This is a genomic window from Bacillus xiamenensis, from assembly GCF_000300535.1.
GTDB lineage: Bacteria > Bacillota > Bacilli > Bacillales > Bacillaceae > Bacillus > Bacillus xiamenensis.
The window spans coordinates 88,863-105,463 of sequence record NZ_AMSH01000006.1 but is presented as its reverse complement, the minus strand read 5'-3'; the positions used below and the strand labels follow the sequence as shown (position 1 = coordinate 105,463).

At 41.9% G+C, this 16,601-nt stretch carries 18 protein-coding genes; 15 read left to right on the top strand and 3 right to left on the bottom strand.

Annotated elements, in window-relative coordinates; translation table 11 throughout:
* Window positions 1-216: 216 nt before the first annotated feature.
* Window positions 217-1,020 carry an NAD kinase gene (locus tag BA1_RS04305; RefSeq protein ID WP_008356109.1) on the bottom strand — a complete coding sequence of 268 codons (804 nt, stop codon included), beginning with the start codon at window positions 1,018-1,020 and terminating at the stop codon, window positions 217-219.
* A 446-nt stretch (window positions 1,021-1,466) separates the two neighbouring features.
* Between BA1_RS04305 and sppA the strand changes: the two genes are divergently transcribed.
* The 14 genes from sppA to BA1_RS04235 all read left to right on the top strand — a co-directional run bounded on the left by sppA (window position 1,467) and on the right by BA1_RS04235 (window position 14,839).
* Entirely contained in the window at window positions 1,467-2,468 is a 1,002-nt protein-coding gene (gene sppA / locus BA1_RS04300; protein WP_008356108.1) for a signal peptide peptidase SppA, read from the top strand.
* Between the two features lie 14 nt (window positions 2,469-2,482).
* A complete protein-coding gene (locus BA1_RS04295) occupies window positions 2,483-3,007 on the top strand; it encodes an RDD family protein (protein ID WP_008356106.1) in 525 nt (174 codons plus the stop codon).
* A gap of 99 nt (window positions 3,008-3,106) precedes the next feature.
* Window positions 3,107-3,814, top strand: coding sequence for a DUF2953 domain-containing protein (locus BA1_RS04290; RefSeq protein ID WP_008356104.1), 708 nt, complete (start codon window positions 3,107-3,109; stop codon window positions 3,812-3,814).
* A 14-nt stretch (window positions 3,815-3,828) separates the two neighbouring features.
* Window positions 3,829-4,281 (top strand): GerW family sporulation protein, encoded by a 453-nt coding sequence (gene ytfJ, locus BA1_RS04285; protein ID WP_008356102.1) that lies wholly within the window; start codon window positions 3,829-3,831, stop codon window positions 4,279-4,281.
* Between the two features lie 112 nt (window positions 4,282-4,393).
* A complete protein-coding gene (gene tpx / locus BA1_RS04280) occupies window positions 4,394-4,894 on the top strand; it encodes a thiol peroxidase (RefSeq protein ID WP_008356100.1) in 501 nt (166 codons plus the stop codon).
* Between the two features lie 88 nt (window positions 4,895-4,982).
* Window positions 4,983-5,957 carry a class I SAM-dependent methyltransferase gene (locus BA1_RS04275; RefSeq protein ID WP_008356098.1) on the top strand — a complete coding sequence of 325 codons (975 nt, stop codon included), beginning with the start codon at window positions 4,983-4,985 and terminating at the stop codon, window positions 5,955-5,957.
* 229 nt (window positions 5,958-6,186) lie between these two features.
* Window positions 6,187-7,371, top strand: a complete 1,185-nt coding sequence (locus BA1_RS04270; protein ID WP_008356096.1) for an acetate kinase — start codon at window positions 6,187-6,189, stop codon at window positions 7,369-7,371.
* A 102-nt stretch (window positions 7,372-7,473) separates the two neighbouring features.
* A complete protein-coding gene (locus BA1_RS04265) occupies window positions 7,474-7,989 on the top strand; it encodes a MogA/MoaB family molybdenum cofactor biosynthesis protein (RefSeq protein ID WP_008356094.1) in 516 nt (171 codons plus the stop codon).
* 174 nt (window positions 7,990-8,163) lie between these two features.
* On the top strand, window positions 8,164-9,375 hold the full coding sequence (locus BA1_RS04260; RefSeq protein ID WP_008356091.1) for an argininosuccinate synthase: 1,212 nt from the start codon (window positions 8,164-8,166) through the stop codon (window positions 9,373-9,375).
* Window positions 9,372-10,745 (top strand): argininosuccinate lyase, encoded by a 1,374-nt coding sequence (argH, locus tag BA1_RS04255; protein WP_008356089.1) that lies wholly within the window; start codon window positions 9,372-9,374, stop codon window positions 10,743-10,745. Before BA1_RS04260 ends, argH begins: the two co-directional genes overlap by 4 nt.
* A 118-nt stretch (window positions 10,746-10,863) precedes the next feature.
* The gene (locus BA1_RS04250; RefSeq protein WP_008356087.1) at window positions 10,864-11,802 is read left to right on the top strand and encodes a phosphotransferase; all 939 of its coding nucleotides are present in this window, start codon (window positions 10,864-10,866) and stop codon (window positions 11,800-11,802) included.
* A 61-nt stretch (window positions 11,803-11,863) separates the two neighbouring features.
* Entirely contained in the window at window positions 11,864-12,619 is a 756-nt protein-coding gene (locus BA1_RS04245; RefSeq protein ID WP_008356086.1) for an SDR family oxidoreductase, read from the top strand.
* 66 nt (window positions 12,620-12,685) lie between these two features.
* The gene (locus BA1_RS04240) at window positions 12,686-13,369 is read left to right on the top strand and encodes a metal-dependent hydrolase (RefSeq protein ID WP_008356083.1); all 684 of its coding nucleotides are present in this window, start codon (window positions 12,686-12,688) and stop codon (window positions 13,367-13,369) included.
* 147 nt (window positions 13,370-13,516) lie between these two features.
* Window positions 13,517-14,839, top strand: a complete 1,323-nt coding sequence (locus BA1_RS04235) for a CBS domain-containing protein (RefSeq protein WP_008356079.1) — start codon at window positions 13,517-13,519, stop codon at window positions 14,837-14,839.
* Between the two features lie 39 nt (window positions 14,840-14,878).
* On the opposite strand, the gene BA1_RS04230 is transcribed toward BA1_RS04235, so the two are convergent.
* Entirely contained in the window at window positions 14,879-15,181 is a 303-nt protein-coding gene (locus tag BA1_RS04230) for a YtpI family protein (protein ID WP_003216665.1), read from the bottom strand.
* Window positions 15,182-15,328: 147 nt separating this feature from the next.
* Here BA1_RS04230 and BA1_RS04225 point away from each other — a divergent pair, with 147 nt between their 5' ends.
* On the top strand, window positions 15,329-16,267 hold the full coding sequence (locus BA1_RS04225; RefSeq protein WP_008356077.1) for a DHH family phosphoesterase: 939 nt from the start codon (window positions 15,329-15,331) through the stop codon (window positions 16,265-16,267).
* 49 nt (window positions 16,268-16,316) lie between these two features.
* On the opposite strand, the gene BA1_RS04220 is transcribed toward BA1_RS04225, so the two are convergent.
* Window positions 16,317-16,502, bottom strand: a complete 186-nt coding sequence (locus BA1_RS04220) for a YtzJ family protein (RefSeq protein WP_008346082.1) — start codon at window positions 16,500-16,502, stop codon at window positions 16,317-16,319.
* Between the last annotated feature and the right edge of the window lie 99 nt (window positions 16,503-16,601).

The window sequence follows — 16,601 nt, the reverse complement described above, 5'->3', positions numbered from 1 at the left end:
CCCATAGATTAGCTTTCAGCGTGTAGACAAACCCTCGCATTCGGTGTCAGTCCTGCGTGCTGGTACTCACGAATGTCAAATTCGCTCCACGCCAGTACTCGTCCTTCCTAGACTGCAAAGGTTTTCATGTCACGCTGAAAAGAAGACAAAGGGCTAAAATCAACAACATTTTAGCCCTTTGTCAACAATTTGAAAGCCCCATATAGGGGCTTTCCTTTAAAGAAATCTGCGTTTGACTTTTTCCCAGTAGGAGTTGTCTTTTAATTTGACCGTTTTAATTACTTTGCCTGAAAGTCCAATGTCAATTTGTTTGACGTGTTTTGTACCGAGCGCTTCGTTATCAAGTCCGATAATCGGATGGTCGTTTCCATCTTGGACCACCTTCAGCGTCAGCTTGCGGTCACTGCTTAAAATAAATGGGGCGCCAAGTGTCCGGTACGAGTTGTTATTCAGAGATGCAAGCTCTGTCACTTGCATACAAGGAAGCATCGGGTCAACCACGGCGCCGTTTACGGATTTGTTGTATGCCGTTGAGCCGGTCGGAGTGGAAATAATCATCCCGTCACCTCTAAAGGTTTCAAAATGAAAATCATCTATATACACATCGATGACAAATGTTTTAATGATGCTAGAGCGGATCGACAGTTCGTTTAAGCAATGGAATTGATTTGTACTGTCGATGCTTACATCAATGATTGGATATTTTCTTACTTCAATTTTTTCGGTGTTCATGGCATCAATCATTTTATCAAAATGCTCTAATGAAAAATCACAGTATAAATGTGAATTCTCTGTTTTTGATACCCCTACATACAAGCAGTCATCACGGAATTTCGTTTTACGAACTGCTTGAAGAAATGTACCATCTCCGCCAATTGAAGCAATAATATGGGCATCTTCTGCACGCTTGACGACTTGAAAGCCTTGATCGGTAGCGAGCTTCTCCAGAGAAGAAATATGTCCATCCAATTCATGATCTTTTTTGTAAAAGAAAAATACATTGCGGCGATTGTCTGTCATTGACGTTCTCCCCTTTGTTGTCAAAAATAGATTTCCATTATTAAAGGGCTTACATATAAAACCCTTGGTCACATTTTACACTTTTTTCATATGAAAGTAAAAATATTAGAAAGACGCAGATGATACTAGGTTCTTCTTTTAGAAATGAGTCGATGTAAGTGATTCGAACTCGCTGACTTTGAGCATAATTTAATAGCTGTTTTTTGATGCAGGAGAGGTTTGGGTGTTTCGTTGTGGTGAGTATCTATGCTATTAGGTGTGGGGAGAGGATAAAATAGCCAATTTCTCGTGGTGAGATTCTCATGATAAAAGATGTAAAGTTGATCGTCATTTAAGATCGGTGCTATCATATGTTGAAATGAAATGTAAAAAAACCACAGTTCTTGTGAAACATTTCATGTGTGTATTCGTATGAATGAAGTGAGACAAAAAAGGAGGAGAAAGAGATGAATGCGAAAAGATGGGTAGCGTTAATCATTGCACTTGGTGTTTTCGGATTTTCGATTCTGATTAGTATCACGATGGCCGTGTTCGAAAACTTCAATGACAATAAAATGAGCTATCAATTTGGGGATGAAATCGAAGAAAAGGTACTAGAGGAAGGGAGCGGAGCGAATAAAATTGCCGTTCTTGAGATTAATGGAACGATTCAAGATAACGGCGGTGCATCAAGCCTTTTAGGCGGAGAAGCGTATGACCATCGTGCGTTCTTAAAAGAAATAGATAAAGCAAAAGATGATATTTCTGTAAAAGGTATACTGCTTCGCGTTAACTCTCCTGGCGGCGGTGTCTATGAAAGTGCTGAAATACATAAAAAATTAGAAGAAGTGAAAAAAGCGAACAAGCCAATTTACGTATCTATGGGATCAATGGCGGCTTCTGGCGGCTATTACGTGTCGACACCAGCGAACAAAATCTTTGCTTCACCTGAAACATTAACCGGTTCTCTAGGTGTCATCATGCAAAGCTTGAATTATTCAAAGCTTGCGGATAATTTAGGCATTAAATATGAAACCATTAAGAGTGGAAAATATAAAGACATCATGTCTCCAAATCGTGATATGACAAAGGATGAACGCAGCATCATGCAAAGCATGGTCGACAACTCTTATGAAGGGTTTGTCAAAGTCATCTCGGAAGGACGCGGCATGTCTAAAAAAGACGTGAAGAAAATTGCCGATGGCCGAGTATATGACGGAACACAGGCGAAGGCCAACGGGTTAGTGGATGAGCTTGGATACTATGAAGATGCGCTAAAAGCGATGAAGAAAAATGAAAAAGGCTTAAAAGGAGCAAAGGTTATCAGCTATTCTCAAAGCTTTGGCTGGAACTCTCTCCTTAATATGAGTGCAACCAAGCTCTTTAAAAGTGAAATTGATTTTCTGAATTTAAAAGAAACACTGGCTGGCTCAAATGGGTCTAAACCGATGTATCTCTATTCAAAATAAAGGAGGGATCATAGATGGATTCTACATTCGATGAAGTAAAGGGAAGCCGCAGCCAAGAGGAAGACTCGAAGCCGGTCCTTGCGAAGCGCGCTTCAATTGAGACACAGGCCTTTGCCGGTTTTTGGATTAGATTTTGGGCATTTATCCTTGATTGGCTCGTCGTCTGGGGTGTTAACCATTTGACGGTTTCTCCAATCTTTAGTCTGTTTGGCTGGTCAAAAGGCGGCGGCTGGTTTTCGCCATTTTCCGTCACGACGACGATTGTCTTTCTGCTTTATTTTGCGATCATGACGAAAATGTTTCAACAAACCCTTGGGAAGATGGTATTTGGAATCAAAGTTGTCTCACTTCAGCCTGAGAAGCAGCTGTCATGGGATGTCATTGTCTTTAGAGAAATTGTTGGCCGATATATTAACACGCTTTTTGTTCTCTATGCTGTTGTTGGGTTCTCACCGAAAAAGCAAGGGGTTCATGACTACTTTGCGGATACAGTGGTCGTCCATGAGCATTTATATGAAAAAACAGAATCAAACGTGTAACCTACAGGGAGTTTGACCGGTGCCGGTCAAACTCTTTTTTGATGATTGGGTATAAAATCTGGAATCAAAGCCATAATCGTAGAGGAAGCAAGATTTGTTATGGAGGAAGTGAGCGCAGTGCTGTACGTTTGGATCGCAGCTTTTTTGTTTCTGGTGATCTTATTGATCTTCATGAAAGTGACCCTTTCACTGGACTATTCACATGCAAATGACAATGACCACATTGCGGTGAAGGTCATCACCTTATACGGAATCGTTAGACTGAAGAAAGACATTCCGATGGTGAAATTGAACACGGAAGATCAAACCATTGATATTCGTGAAAAGAAAATGGCCAGCTCCAAAACGCCTAATCACGAAAAAGAAACCATCCATAAAAAAGTCGGCAAGCGTGATGTGAAGGAAATCCTTCAGCAAATGGAGCGCATCACAAAAGAGATTGTCGATCTAAACAGGATCATGCGTAAGTTCTTCATTCATATAAAAATTGTCTCGTTTCACTGGTCAACATGGATTGGTTTTCATGACGCAGCTTTAACAGGTGTGGCAGCCGGCGGCGTTTGGTCAGTCAAAGGAGCGCTCCTTGCCTTTATGCAGGAGCATCTCACCTTTAAGCGTAAACCTGTCTATGAAGTGATTCCCGCTTTTCAGCACAATGTGTCACAGACACACTTTACATGTATAGCTTATTTTCGTATTGGACATGCTATGCTTGCAGCCATTCGATTACTTGTCCATTGGTTAAAAGGGAGAAAGGCGAGGAAAAATGCCTCTCTTCAAGCAACGAAGAATGAATCATCTGTTTAAGGAGGAACCCGAAAATGGCAGATCATCCAATCCAAGGTCTCATGAAGACAGCGATGGAAAACTTAAAAGAAATGATTGATGTGAATACGATCATCGGCGATCCAGTCGAAACCCCTGACGGCAGTGTCATTCTCACTGTGTCAAAGGTCGGTTTTGGATTTGCAGCCGGCGGCAGTGAATTCAACGGTAACCAAAAGAAAGAAAAACGTTCTGATGAACAAGAACGAAAAGAACCGAAACTCCCATTTGGCGGCGGAAGCGGCGGCGGGGTATCCATTACACCAATCGCCTTTTTAATTGTGGGAACAAATGGTGTTCGAATGCTTCATTTGGATGAACACACACATCTGCTCGATAAAATATTGGATTCTGCTCCTCAAGCAATTGAACGTCTTCAGCACATGTTTAAGAAGGATGAACGGGAGCACCGTCACAAAGAACGAAAACTAGATGACATAGACCTTTAAAAAGTTAGCTGCGATGCAGTTAACTTTTTTTTCAAAATGGACGATTAGGCTTTGCAGTTTTTGGCGTTCTCTACTATGATAGAACCATACATTTGATAAGGGAGGAATTGTTTTGGCATCGATCACATTTAAAGGGAGCCCAGTAACGCTTGTAGGGAATGAAGTGAAAGTAGGCGAGCAGGCTCCTGATTTTACGGTATTAACGAACTCACTAGGGGAAGTTTCACTTTCTGATTTAACAGGAAAAGTGACGATCATCTCAGTGATTCCTTCTATTGATACAGGTGTGTGTGACGCACAAACAAGACGTTTCAATGAAGAGGCAGCTGGTTTAGGTCCAGTCAATATTTATACGATTAGTGCAGACCTTCCATTTGCACAAGCACGCTGGTGCGGAGCAAACGGAATTGAAAATGTCGAAACATTATCTGATCATAGAGATATGTCTTTTGGTGAAGCATTTGGTGTTTATATGAAAGAATTGCGTTTATTGGCGCGTGCAGTCTTCGTATTAGACCCGAGCGGAAAAGTGGTTTACACTGAATACGTAAGCGAAGCAACGAATCATCCAAATTATGAAAAGGCCATTGAAGCTGCAAAAGCACTGTTATAAAAGCAGCATCGACAAGAGCTCCGGCTTCATACTGGGGCTCTTTTCAATGAGAATATATAGCTTTTAGCAAAGCGAGGAGAGAAAAGCATTGCAGAAAGATCAAGTGAGTACGATTTTTGAGCTGCTCGATACAGCGTCCATTCGTTTAAAAAAGGAACAGGACATTTCCTATATTGAAGCATTGGCAGAAGCAGGAGAAGCCTTTTTCCAGGCAAATGATCGAAACGGTTTACTAAAAGATTTAATAGAGAAAGCAGATTTCGCCTCTTATGATCATGAGCAGATTCGTAAAGCGTTTCAGCTCGCCGTATTAAAAGGACAAAAGGATATTTCACATCCAAACCGGCAGATGACACCTGATACAATTGGTCTGTTTGTCAGCTATTTGGTCAATAAATTTTTAGAAGAACAAAAAGAGCTGATTGTCTTTGATCCAGCAGCAGGAACAGGGAATTTACTGCTAGCAGTCTTAAACAATCTCACTGCAGAAACAAAACGTGGTTTTGCCTCTGAAATTGATGATGTGCTCATTAAAATTGCTTGGGCACAGGCGAATTTAGAAGAGAAAGAAGTAGAGCTTTTCCATCAGGACAGCCTTGAGCCGCTTCTCATCTCACCGGCAGATGTGACCGTGTGCAGTCTTCCAGTCGGCTATTATCCAAATGATGAGCGTGCGGCAGACTATGAATTAAAGGCAAAAGAAGGTCATTCCTTTGCCCATTATTTATTCATTGAACAAAGTCTTCGTTACACGAAAGAAGGCGGCTTCTTATTCTTCATCATTCCAAACGATTTGTTTGAAGGAAAAGAAAGCGTGCAATTGAAGGATTTCATCAAAGATCACGCGTATATGAATGCTTTAATTCAGCTGCCAGTCTCCATGTTCAAAGACAAAAAGCACGCCAAAAGCCTATTTGTGATGCAAAAGAAAAAAGAAGGACTAAAAGCGCCGAAACGGATGCTGTTTGCGAACCTTCCATCTTTCTCACAGAAGGAAGCGATGGTGAGTGTCATGAGAAAATTAGACCAGTGGTTTATTGAAGAAAAAGAAACGAAAGAATAGCCAGAGTGATGTCTGGCTATTTTATTATTCAGAAAATAACGACTTATCGATGTAAGCGGTAACAGTTCGAAGGTGTACTTGAAATGCAAAGTTTTCAATGTTTAAATGAAAAAGTCAGATATTTTTCGGACTTATCGTTAAACTATAAAAGACCCGTTCAACAGGTTGAATATAGCACCGGAAAAAACGTGAAACCTTATATAACAACAGAGTAAAAGGAGCGACAAGAATGTCCAAAATTATTGCAATCAACGCAGGAAGCTCATCTCTTAAATTTCAATTGTTCAATATGCCAGAAGAAACCGTTTTAACGAAAGGTCTTGTTGAAAGAATTGGAATGGACAACAGTATCTTTACGATTTCTGTAGATGGAGAAAAGAAAACAGAAGTCACTGATATCCCAGATCACGCAGTAGCGGTAAAAATGCTGCTTGAAAAGCTCATTGAATTCAACATCATCAAAGACTTTAACGAAATTGATGGTGTAGGACACCGCGTCGTTCACGGTGGAGAAAAGTTCAGCGATTCTGTTCTATTAACAGACGAAGTCATCAATGAAATTGATCAGCTTTCTGAGCTTGCACCACTTCACAACCCTGCAAACGTTGTAGGAATCAAAGCATTCAAACAAATTCTGCCTGACGTTCCAGCGGTGGCTGTGTTCGATACAGCCTTCCACCAAACGATGCCAGAGCAGTCTTACCTATACAGCCTTCCATACGACTACTACAAAAAATATGGTATTCGTAAATACGGATTCCACGGGACAAGCCACAAATTCGTCACAGAGCGTGCAGCAGAGCTATTAGGCCGTCCTCTTGAAGAGCTTCGTTTGATTTCTTGTCACTTAGGAAACGGTGCAAGTATTGCCGCAGTTGAAGGCGGAAAATCAATCGATACATCAATGGGCTTCACACCACTTGCGGGTGTTGCGATGGGTACACGTTCAGGTAACATTGACCCTGCCCTTATTCCATTTATTATGGAGAAAACAGGACATACTGCTGAAGAAGTTCTTTCTACTTTAAATAAGAAGAGTGGTCTTTTAGGGGTGTCTGGTCTTTCAAGTGATCTTCGTGATATCGAAGAAGCAACAGAAGAAGGAAACGACCGTGCAGAAGTAGCGCTTGATATTTTTGCAAGCCGTATTCATAAATACATCGGTTCTTATGCAGCGAGAATGAATGGCGTAGATGCAATCATTTTCACAGCTGGTATCGGTGAAAACAGTTCAGAAGTGAGAGCACGTGTACTTCGTGGTCTAGAATTCATGGGCGTATACTGGGATCCTTCTCTTAACAACATGAGAGGCGAAGAAGCATTCATCAGCTACCCGCACTCTCCTGTAAAAGTGATTGTCATTCCAACGAACGAAGAAGTCATGATTGCAAGAGACGTTATGCGTTTAGCGTAATAAGTTGTGCAGCTCTTTCCCTATAAGGGAAAGAGCTTTTTTCTATTCAAAGCAGCATGCTATAATGTGGTGCAATACGAAGTGAAAGGGACGGTGTGAGCAATGAGCGTTGAAGAACATAAACGAGAAGCGAAAAAGAGGCTGAACATAAAAGTCATTACAGTCAGTGATACAAGGACAAAAGAAACAGATAAAAGCGGCCGCCTGATGATTGATTTGCTTAAAGAACAGGGGCATCTCATTTTGGCATACGATATTGTAAAGGATGACATTGGAGCGATTCAAGACGCTGTATTAGAAGGAACGAGTGAAGCGAAGATTGATGCCGTCTTGTTAAACGGGGGAACTGGTATTGCAGCAAGGGATGTCACCATTGAATCCATTACACCTCTTTTCTCAAAAGAACTGCCTGGCTTTGGCGAAATCTTTCGCATGCTAAGCTATACAGAAGATATTGGATCAGCCGCTATCTTATCTAGAGCGACGGCAGGGGTGATGAACAAAAAAGCCGTCTTTGCCACACCGGGATCTACCGGAGCGGTACGTTTAGCCATGACAAAACTCATCATTCCAGAGCTCCCACACGTCATACGTGAGCTTGAAAAAGATCAAATATAACCCAAAATGACTCTGCCCAAAAAATTTGGCAGAGTTTTTTTCATAAAGGGGTTGAAAAAACAATTTTTCCTTGTTACAGTGTATACATACTAAATGCATGTTTATAAATTAAAACTTATTTTTATGCAAAAAAACATTCACAGAATCAAAACAAGCGAGAGGAGCTTTTCAAACATGTCACAAAATAAAAAAGTCGTATTAGCATATTCCGGAGGTCTTGATACCTCTGTTGCAGTTAAATGGTTACAAGAGCAAGGATACGAGGTTGTCGCTTGCTGCCTGGATGTAGGTGAAGGAAAAGACTTAGCATTCGTTCAGCAAAAAGCACTTCAAGTCGGAGCCGTTCAATCATACATGATCGACGCAAAAGAAGAATTTGCTGAAGAATTTGCACTTGCTGCACTGCAAGCACACACGATGTATGAAGGGAAATACCCGCTTGTGTCTGCACTATCTCGTCCGCTTATTGCAAAGAAATTAGTGGAAGTAGCAGAGAAAGAAAATGCAGTAGCCGTTGCACACGGATGTACTGGAAAAGGAAACGACCAAGTTCGTTTCGAAGTATCCATTAAAGCATTGAATCCAGACCTAGAAGTTCTTGCACCAGTGCGTGAATGGAAATGGTCTCGTGATGAAGAAATCGAATATGCACAAAAACACGGCATTCCAATTCCGATTAACTTAGACAGCCCGTATTCAATTGACCAAAACCTTTGGGGCAGAAGTAACGAATGCGGCATCTTAGAAGATCCTTGGGCTGCGCCGCCAGAAGGTGCATATGACCTGACAAACCCACTTGAAAAAACACCTGACACACCTGAGATCATTGAAATCACGTTTGAAAAAGGAAAACCAACAGCCATTGACGGTATCCAGTATTCATTATCTGATCTCATCCTTCATTTAAATGAAGTCGCTGGTCAGCATGGTGTTGGCAGAATCGATCACGTGGAAAACCGTCTTGTTGGAATCAAATCTCGTGAAGTGTACGAGTGCCCAGGCGCAGTTACACTATTAAAAGCACATAAAGAGCTTGAAGACTTAACACTTGTCAAAGAAGTGGCGCATTTTAAGCCAATCGTTGAACAAAAAATGGCTGAATTAATATACAACGGCCTATGGTTCTCACCACTAAAAGCAGCACTAGATGCATTCTTACAAGAAACACAAAAGAACGTAACAGGTGTTGTACGTGTGAAACTATTTAAAGGCCATGCCATTGTAGAAGGACGTAAATCACCATATTCACTTTATGATGAAAATCTAGCGACTTACACAAAAGCAGATGAATTCGATCATGATGCAGCTGTAGGATTTATTAACCTTTGGGGTTTACCAACAAAAGTAAACAGCATCGTGAATAAAAAGGAGCAGGTTAAAGCATGAAAAAGCTTTGGGGAGGCCGATTTCAAAAAACACCAGAAAAATGGGTCGATGAGTTTGGCGCGTCCATTCATTTCGACAAACAATTAGTCAAAGAAGATCTGACCGGCTCCCTTGCCCATGCAAGTATGCTGAATAAATGCGGTATCCTCGGCGATGAGGAGGCCGCTGTCATCAAAGACGGATTGAATACCCTGATGAAAAAGGCAGAGGCGGATGAACTCGATTTCTCAGTAGACTATGAGGATATTCATCTAAACCTTGAAAAAATGCTCATTGATGAGATTGGTCCGCTTGGAGGCAAATTGCACACAGCGAGAAGCCGGAATGATCAGGTCGCAACCGATATGCATTTATATTTGAATAACCAAGTAGAGCATATCATTGAGCTGATCTCTTCCTTTCAAACGGTGCTTGTAGAAAAGGCAGAACAGCACGTTGAAACGATCTTTCCAGGATATACGCACCTGCAGCGTGCACAGCCTATTTCCTTTGCCCATCATATGCTTGCGTATTTTTGGATGCTTGAGCGTGACAAAGCGCGCTTTCAAGATTCTTTGAAGCGGATTAACGTCTCCCCGCTTGGGTGCGGGGCGTTAGCAGGAACGACATTCCCAATTGATCGTGAATATACAGCAGAGCTGCTTGGCTTTGATCATATTTACGAGAACAGCCTTGATGGCGTAAGTGATCGGGACTTCATTTTAGAATTCTTGTCTAATAGTAGCCTTGTGATGATGCATCTCTCACGTCTTTGTGAAGAAATCATTTTATGGTGCTCTCAAGAATTCAAATTCATTGAACTTGATGACACGTACGCAACAGGCAGCAGCATGATGCCGCAAAAGAAAAACCCGGATATGGCAGAATTGATCCGCGGGAAAACAGGTCGTGTATATGGCAACCTGATGGGGCTTCTCACCATTATGAAAGGCTTGCCGCTTACGTATAACAAAGACCTGCAAGAGGACAAAGAAGGCATGTTTGATACAGTGAAAACCATCGCTGGCAGTCTGCAAATCTTCACAGGCATGATTCAAACGATGACAGTGAACGAGGATGTCATGAAAAAGGCAACAAAAGAAGATTTCTCAAATGCGACAGAAGTGGCAGACTATCTTGCGAAAAAAGGCATGCCATTCCGTGAAGCACACGAAATCGTTGGAAAACTTGTGTATACGTGCATTCAAAAAGGCATCTACTTAAGTGATCTTTCTTTCGAAACATTCACAGAAGCAAGCGGCCTCTTTGAACAAGACATTTACACCGTTCTTGATCCATATGTTGCGGTTGAAAAAAGAACAAGTGCAGGTGGAACTGGATTCAAACAAATTCAGCTTGCTTTAGAAAAAGCAAAAGCCTGCCTAGCGTAACTCACCAAAACCATTCGTTGATACGGATGGTTTTTTGTAATGAAAAAAGGAGATTGATCATCAGTGGAGAAAATGAAAGCGTACCAGAGTCAAGCTGAGGAAGGAGTGACAGCAGATCATGAAGAAAACGCTGGAGGCTTTGTTTCATCAACCGATCGTATCAGTTAAAACGTTAGGAGAACAATATGCCGGACGGGCTAATGATGTGTGGCTTGTCTCCTTACAAGATCAAACGGAATACGTGATTAAATCTCCTAAAATGGCAAGAGAAGAAAGTGAATTTGTCTTTGGGATCAACATGATCTATGGAGTAGATGCCCATACTGTACAAGAGCATATCGATCAAATCAATCAAAAGCTGTCTCATACGAATTCCTTTCATATTCCAGAAGTTGTTCGTAAAGTGAAGAAGGCAGGGAGATATTTTTATATCATGGAAAAAGTAGAAGGAACACCTTTAACATCTTTTGAGGGTCGTTCATCAAACTTCTATCAAGATTATGGGAGGAAACTAGCACGTCTTCATTCAGATCGAATCCACTCTTTCGGTGCAGTATACGGAGCTGAAAAGCGGCATTTGAGAGAATTTCATGCTCTGTTAAAAAAGGCCGTGTCCAAACTGATCAGCTGCTATTACGCTGATCAGACTGAACTTCAGTGTTATGCAGAAATTGTGCAGCAAAAGCTTGGCAAGCTGAGGCCTCCTGATTCAGCCAGTCTCATTTTAATTGATTTAGATCCGTCGCAATATATTGAAAAAAATGATCAAGTGACGAGTCTAGTTGATACGGAATATGTCGTATATGGACCAGCTGCGTTTGATTTTATTGCACTGGAATACCTTTTGACGAAAGAAGCTGCACAGGATGTTCAAGCGGGCTATGAAGAGATTTGTCCGCTTCCTCGCCAGCTTCATGAGGTGAGAGAATGCTATCGTTTTGTTTCGCTCCTTCTCGATATCCATGGCTCATGGGATATGAAAAAGTGGATGAATCACCCTGTACGGTTTACGAGCAAAAATGAAGGGTTCAAAAGTGCGAAGGGAGCCGGTTTATAGTAAAGTAAAGATAGTATGAGAAACACATGAACTTGCAACCTTTGCTTTAGGAGGAGATTGTGTGCGACACGCATTAATAACAGCGGGTTCTAAAGGGCTTGGCCGGAAAGTCACCGAGTCTTTACTGAATATGGGGTATTCTGTGACAGTGAATTATCGAAGTGATGATGAAGCTGTGCGGCAGATGAAAGAAGAATTGCAGGAATATGAAGATAAGCTTCAATTTGTCCAAGGTGATGTGACAAACAAAGAAGATTTAAAAAACATGGTCGAGCTGGCAATAGAGCGGTTTGGGCGGATTGACGCTCTAATCAATAATGCCGGGCCTTATATTTTTGAACGAAAGAAACTCGCAGATTACTCTGAAGATGAATGGTATCAAATGATGGAAGGCAACCTATCTGCGGTGTTCCATTTGTTCCGAATGGTCATCCCCATGATGAGAAAGCAAGGCTTTGGCCGCATCATTACGTATGGCTTCCAAGGGGCAGATCATGCACCAGGCTGGATGCACAGATCAGCCTTTGGAGCGGCAAAAGTGGGACTGGCGTCATTGACGAAAACCATTGCGATAGAGGAAGCTGAAAATGGCATCACGGCCAATATGGTTTGTCCAGGCAAAATCGTTGGAGATATGAAAGAATCGACAATAGAAGCAGCCCGTCAGATGAAAGACGATGAAACACCAATTGGCAGGTCTGGTACTGGAGAAGATATCGGACGAATTATCTCCTTTTTATGCGATGACCGCTCTGACCTGATTACAGGAACCGTTATTGAAGCGACAGGTGGTCTTAACGTGATTCACAGACACTAAGTTTTTCAGCTTTTTATAGAGGGAATAGATGAAATGAGATCAAATTCGAAAGGTGGATATACTCACATGAAAGCTACATATCACGGACATTCAGTCGTACACATTGAAACAAACGGATACCATATTTGGATTGATCCATTTTTAAATGGAAATAAGCACACAGATATCAAGCCGCAAGATGTCAAAGCGGATGTCATTTTACTCACGCACGGGCATGGAGATCACGTCGGTGACACCATTGAAATCGCTAAAAACAATGATGCGCTCGTTATTGCGCCATTCGAACTTGCCACTTATTTAAGCTGGCAAGGGGTGAAAACGCACCCGCTTTCTATTGGAGGCGGACGTGAGTTTGAATTTGGTAAAGTTAAGCTCACACAAGCGTTCCATGGTTCTGCTATCATTGATGAAGAGGCAAAAACGATTACGTATACCGGCATGCCATCAGGAATTTTATTTACAGCTGAAGGCAAAACGATTTATCACGCTGGGGACACGGCCCTCTTTTCAGATATGAAGCTGATTGGGGAGCTGAATCATATTGACCTAGCCTTCCTTCCAATTGGTGATAACTTCACCATGGGACCAGAGGATGCAAGAATTGCAGCAGAATGGCTTCGTGCTAAGCAGGTCGTTCCGATTCATTACAGTACATTCCCGCCGATTGAGCAAGATCCTCATGCATTTGCAGACAGCCTGCATGGCGGTGTGGGTCACGTGTTAAACAGCGGAGAATCCATCAATATTTGATCTTCATTAAGTAAAGCCGGTACACAAATGCCGGTTTTTTTGTTTGCCTGTCTCGTGCTGGCGTAAAAGACAAATTGCTATTAAAAGCCTCCTGCCCTTATAATGAAACATAGATGAAAACGCTGAAAACAAAAAGGGTGAACGGGATTGGCGACAAAGCATGAGCAAATTTTATCGTATATTGATTCATTAGACGTCGGGGAGAAAATTTCTGTCCGGCGTATAGCGAAAGAAATGAAAGTAAGTGAAGGCACCGCTTACCGGGCTATTAAGGATGCTGAAAATAAAGGGTTCGTGAGCACCATTGAACGAGTCGGCACCATTCGAATTGAACAGAAGAAAAAAGAAAATATTGAAAAGCTGACCTATGCGGAAGTGGTCAATGTCATTGATGGGCAGGTGCTTGGAGGACGAGCCGGCTTACATAAAACTTTAAACAAATTTGTCATCGGAGCGATGGAGCTGGATGCAATGATGCGCTATACGGCAGCTGGCAACCTGCTGATCGTCGGAAACCGAATCAATGCTCATAGGCAGGCATTAGAGGCAGGGGCGGCTGTGCTGGTCACAGGCGGATTCTCAACAGATGATGAAATCATTCAGCTTGCAGATGAGCTAGAGCTGCCGATTTTATCGACAAGCTACGATACATTTACCGTAGCGGCCCTCATAAACAGAGCCATTTATGACCAATTAATTAAAAAAGAGATTGTACTGGTGGAAGATATTTTAACACCGATAGAACGGACGGTGTATTTATCACCAGAGGATAAGCTTGAAAAATGGTATGAAAAGAATTATGAAACTGGTCACGGCCGTTTCCCGGTCGCAGATGATCAAATGAAGATTCATGGAATTCTCACCTCAAAGGATATTGCGGGGCATGACCGCTCCACACCGATTGAAAAGGTGATGACGAAAAATCCGCTGACGGTCATTGGCAAGACATCAGTCGCCTCAGCAGCCCAAATGATGGTATGGGAAGGCATTGAAGTGCTACCAGTTGTAGATGATCATGCGAAGCTGATTGGGATGATCAGCCGGCAAGATGTGCTGAAGGCGCTGCAAATGATTCAGAAGCAGCCGCAGGTTGGTGAAAAGCTGGATGATGTCGTTTCAAGAGGATTTAAAGAGACCGATACGGAAAAGCCAAAAACAGATGCGGTGTATCAATATGAGGTCACACCACAAATGACAAATCAGCTTGGCAATATTTCATATGGTGTGTTTACGCAAATTTTAATTGAATCAGCCAATCGCTTCTTAAAATCTCATAAAAAAGGCGAACTGATTGTGGAAAGTCTCTCTGTCTACTTCTTAAAACCGGTTCAAATGGAATCAACGATTCAAATCAAGCCAAATATTTTAGAAGTAGGACGCAAGTTTGGAAAGCTGGAAGTGGAGGTTTACCACCAATCAAATATCGTAGGGAAAGCGATGCTGATGGTGCAGCTGATGGAGAGAGGATAAATGACAAAAAAGGGCGACATACACTCGCCCTTTCCTCTATTATGCGTGATCTTTTTCGCCTTCCTTTAAAAAAAGCGGAAGGTAGTGCTTGTAGGCTTTATACCCAGCCCACGTACTGCCGATACCGACTGCAACAAAAATAAATCCAATGACAAATGCGAGTGACGAGCGGTTTAAAAATAATTGATTCACACCGAAGAGCAGGACAAAGCAGCCGAGTGCCATACTTGATTTTGCAGACCAGAATTTTTTCTCGACCGGCCGGTTCGTACGGACGTTTTTTGCTTTGTAGTATAAATAAAACATGGCAGAACAAATAATAAACACAATCAAAACAAGCATGTGCCAAGCCTCCATTGTAAGTGATTACAACCCTATTTTAAACGTAAATAGGCTTGCTTACTAGAATAAATTGTCTATTCCTCACTTTTCCGTCAGGATAGATTATGATTTAATAATAAAAAGAGTATCGCATGAGAAGGAGTTTTTATGAAAAAAGAACTGATTAAAACCATATCATTATATGACACCATCATCATTCATAGACATGTAAGACCTGATCCTGACGCGTATGGATCGCAGTGCGGCCTTACAGAAATCCTGCGTGCCACCTATCCAGAAAAAAATATTTATGCGACAGGAACCCCTGAGCCATCCCTTTCATTTTTATATGAATTAGATGAGGTGCCGGATGAAGTGTATAAAGGCGCCCTTGTCATTGTCTGTGACACGGCGAATCAAGCAAGAATTGATGATCAGCGCTATTCTATGGGTGATAAGCTGATGAAAATTGATCATCATCCAAATGAAGATCCGTATGGTGACTTGCTTTGGGTTGATACAGAGGCAAGCTCTGTGAGTGAAATGATTTATGAGCTGTATTTAGAGGGGAAAGAAGAAGGATATCAGCTGAATACAAAGGCGGCTGAACTCATTTATGCCGGCATTGTAGGAGATACAGGCCGTTTCCTTTTCCCAAATACGACGAAAAAGACACTCAAATATGCAGGGGAACTTATCGAATATCCGTTTTCATCATCAGACCTTTTCAATCAATTGTATGAAACGGATTTGAATGTCGTGAAATTAAATGGCTATATTTTTCAGCATATCTCTTTGTCAGAAAATGGGGTAGCCTCTGTTTTTATTAAGCGTGACATTTTGGAATCGTTCCAAACAACGGCGCAGCAAGCCTCACAGCTTGTTGGGACACTTGGAAATATTGCAGGGATTAAGGCTTGGGTCTTTTTTGTGGAAGAGAACGATCAGATTCGTGTCAGGTTCCGCTCAAAAGGCGTTGTGATTAACACCATTGCTAAAAAATATCATGGCGGCGGTCACCCGCTTGCAGCCGGTGCGTCCATATATGATTGGGCCGTGGCAGATGAGATTTTGCGTGATTTAGAAGAAGTATGTAAATCATCGTGAGAGAGGGGCTTCAAGTCCCCCTCTCTTTTTTTGAGCTTTGAGAAAAGGGTTACTTGGATACAGGAATAAACCAGCAGCCGATGTCAGTTGAATCTTCATAGGCTTGGAGATTTTGATGCTTTAATTCTTTTTTAATTAAATGGGCCATCATTTCTGTCTCAGCATAAGCGCACATGCCGTCTTTAATTCGGCTTGCTTTGTCTCGTGCCATTTGACGATAGCTGTAAACCTCCATTGTTCTCACCTCTTTCTTGTGAAGATCTCGTTCTTCTTTTAGTGTATAAAAATGAAGAGTGAAAAGCGACCATTGAGAGCAGAAATTCATAAAAATTCC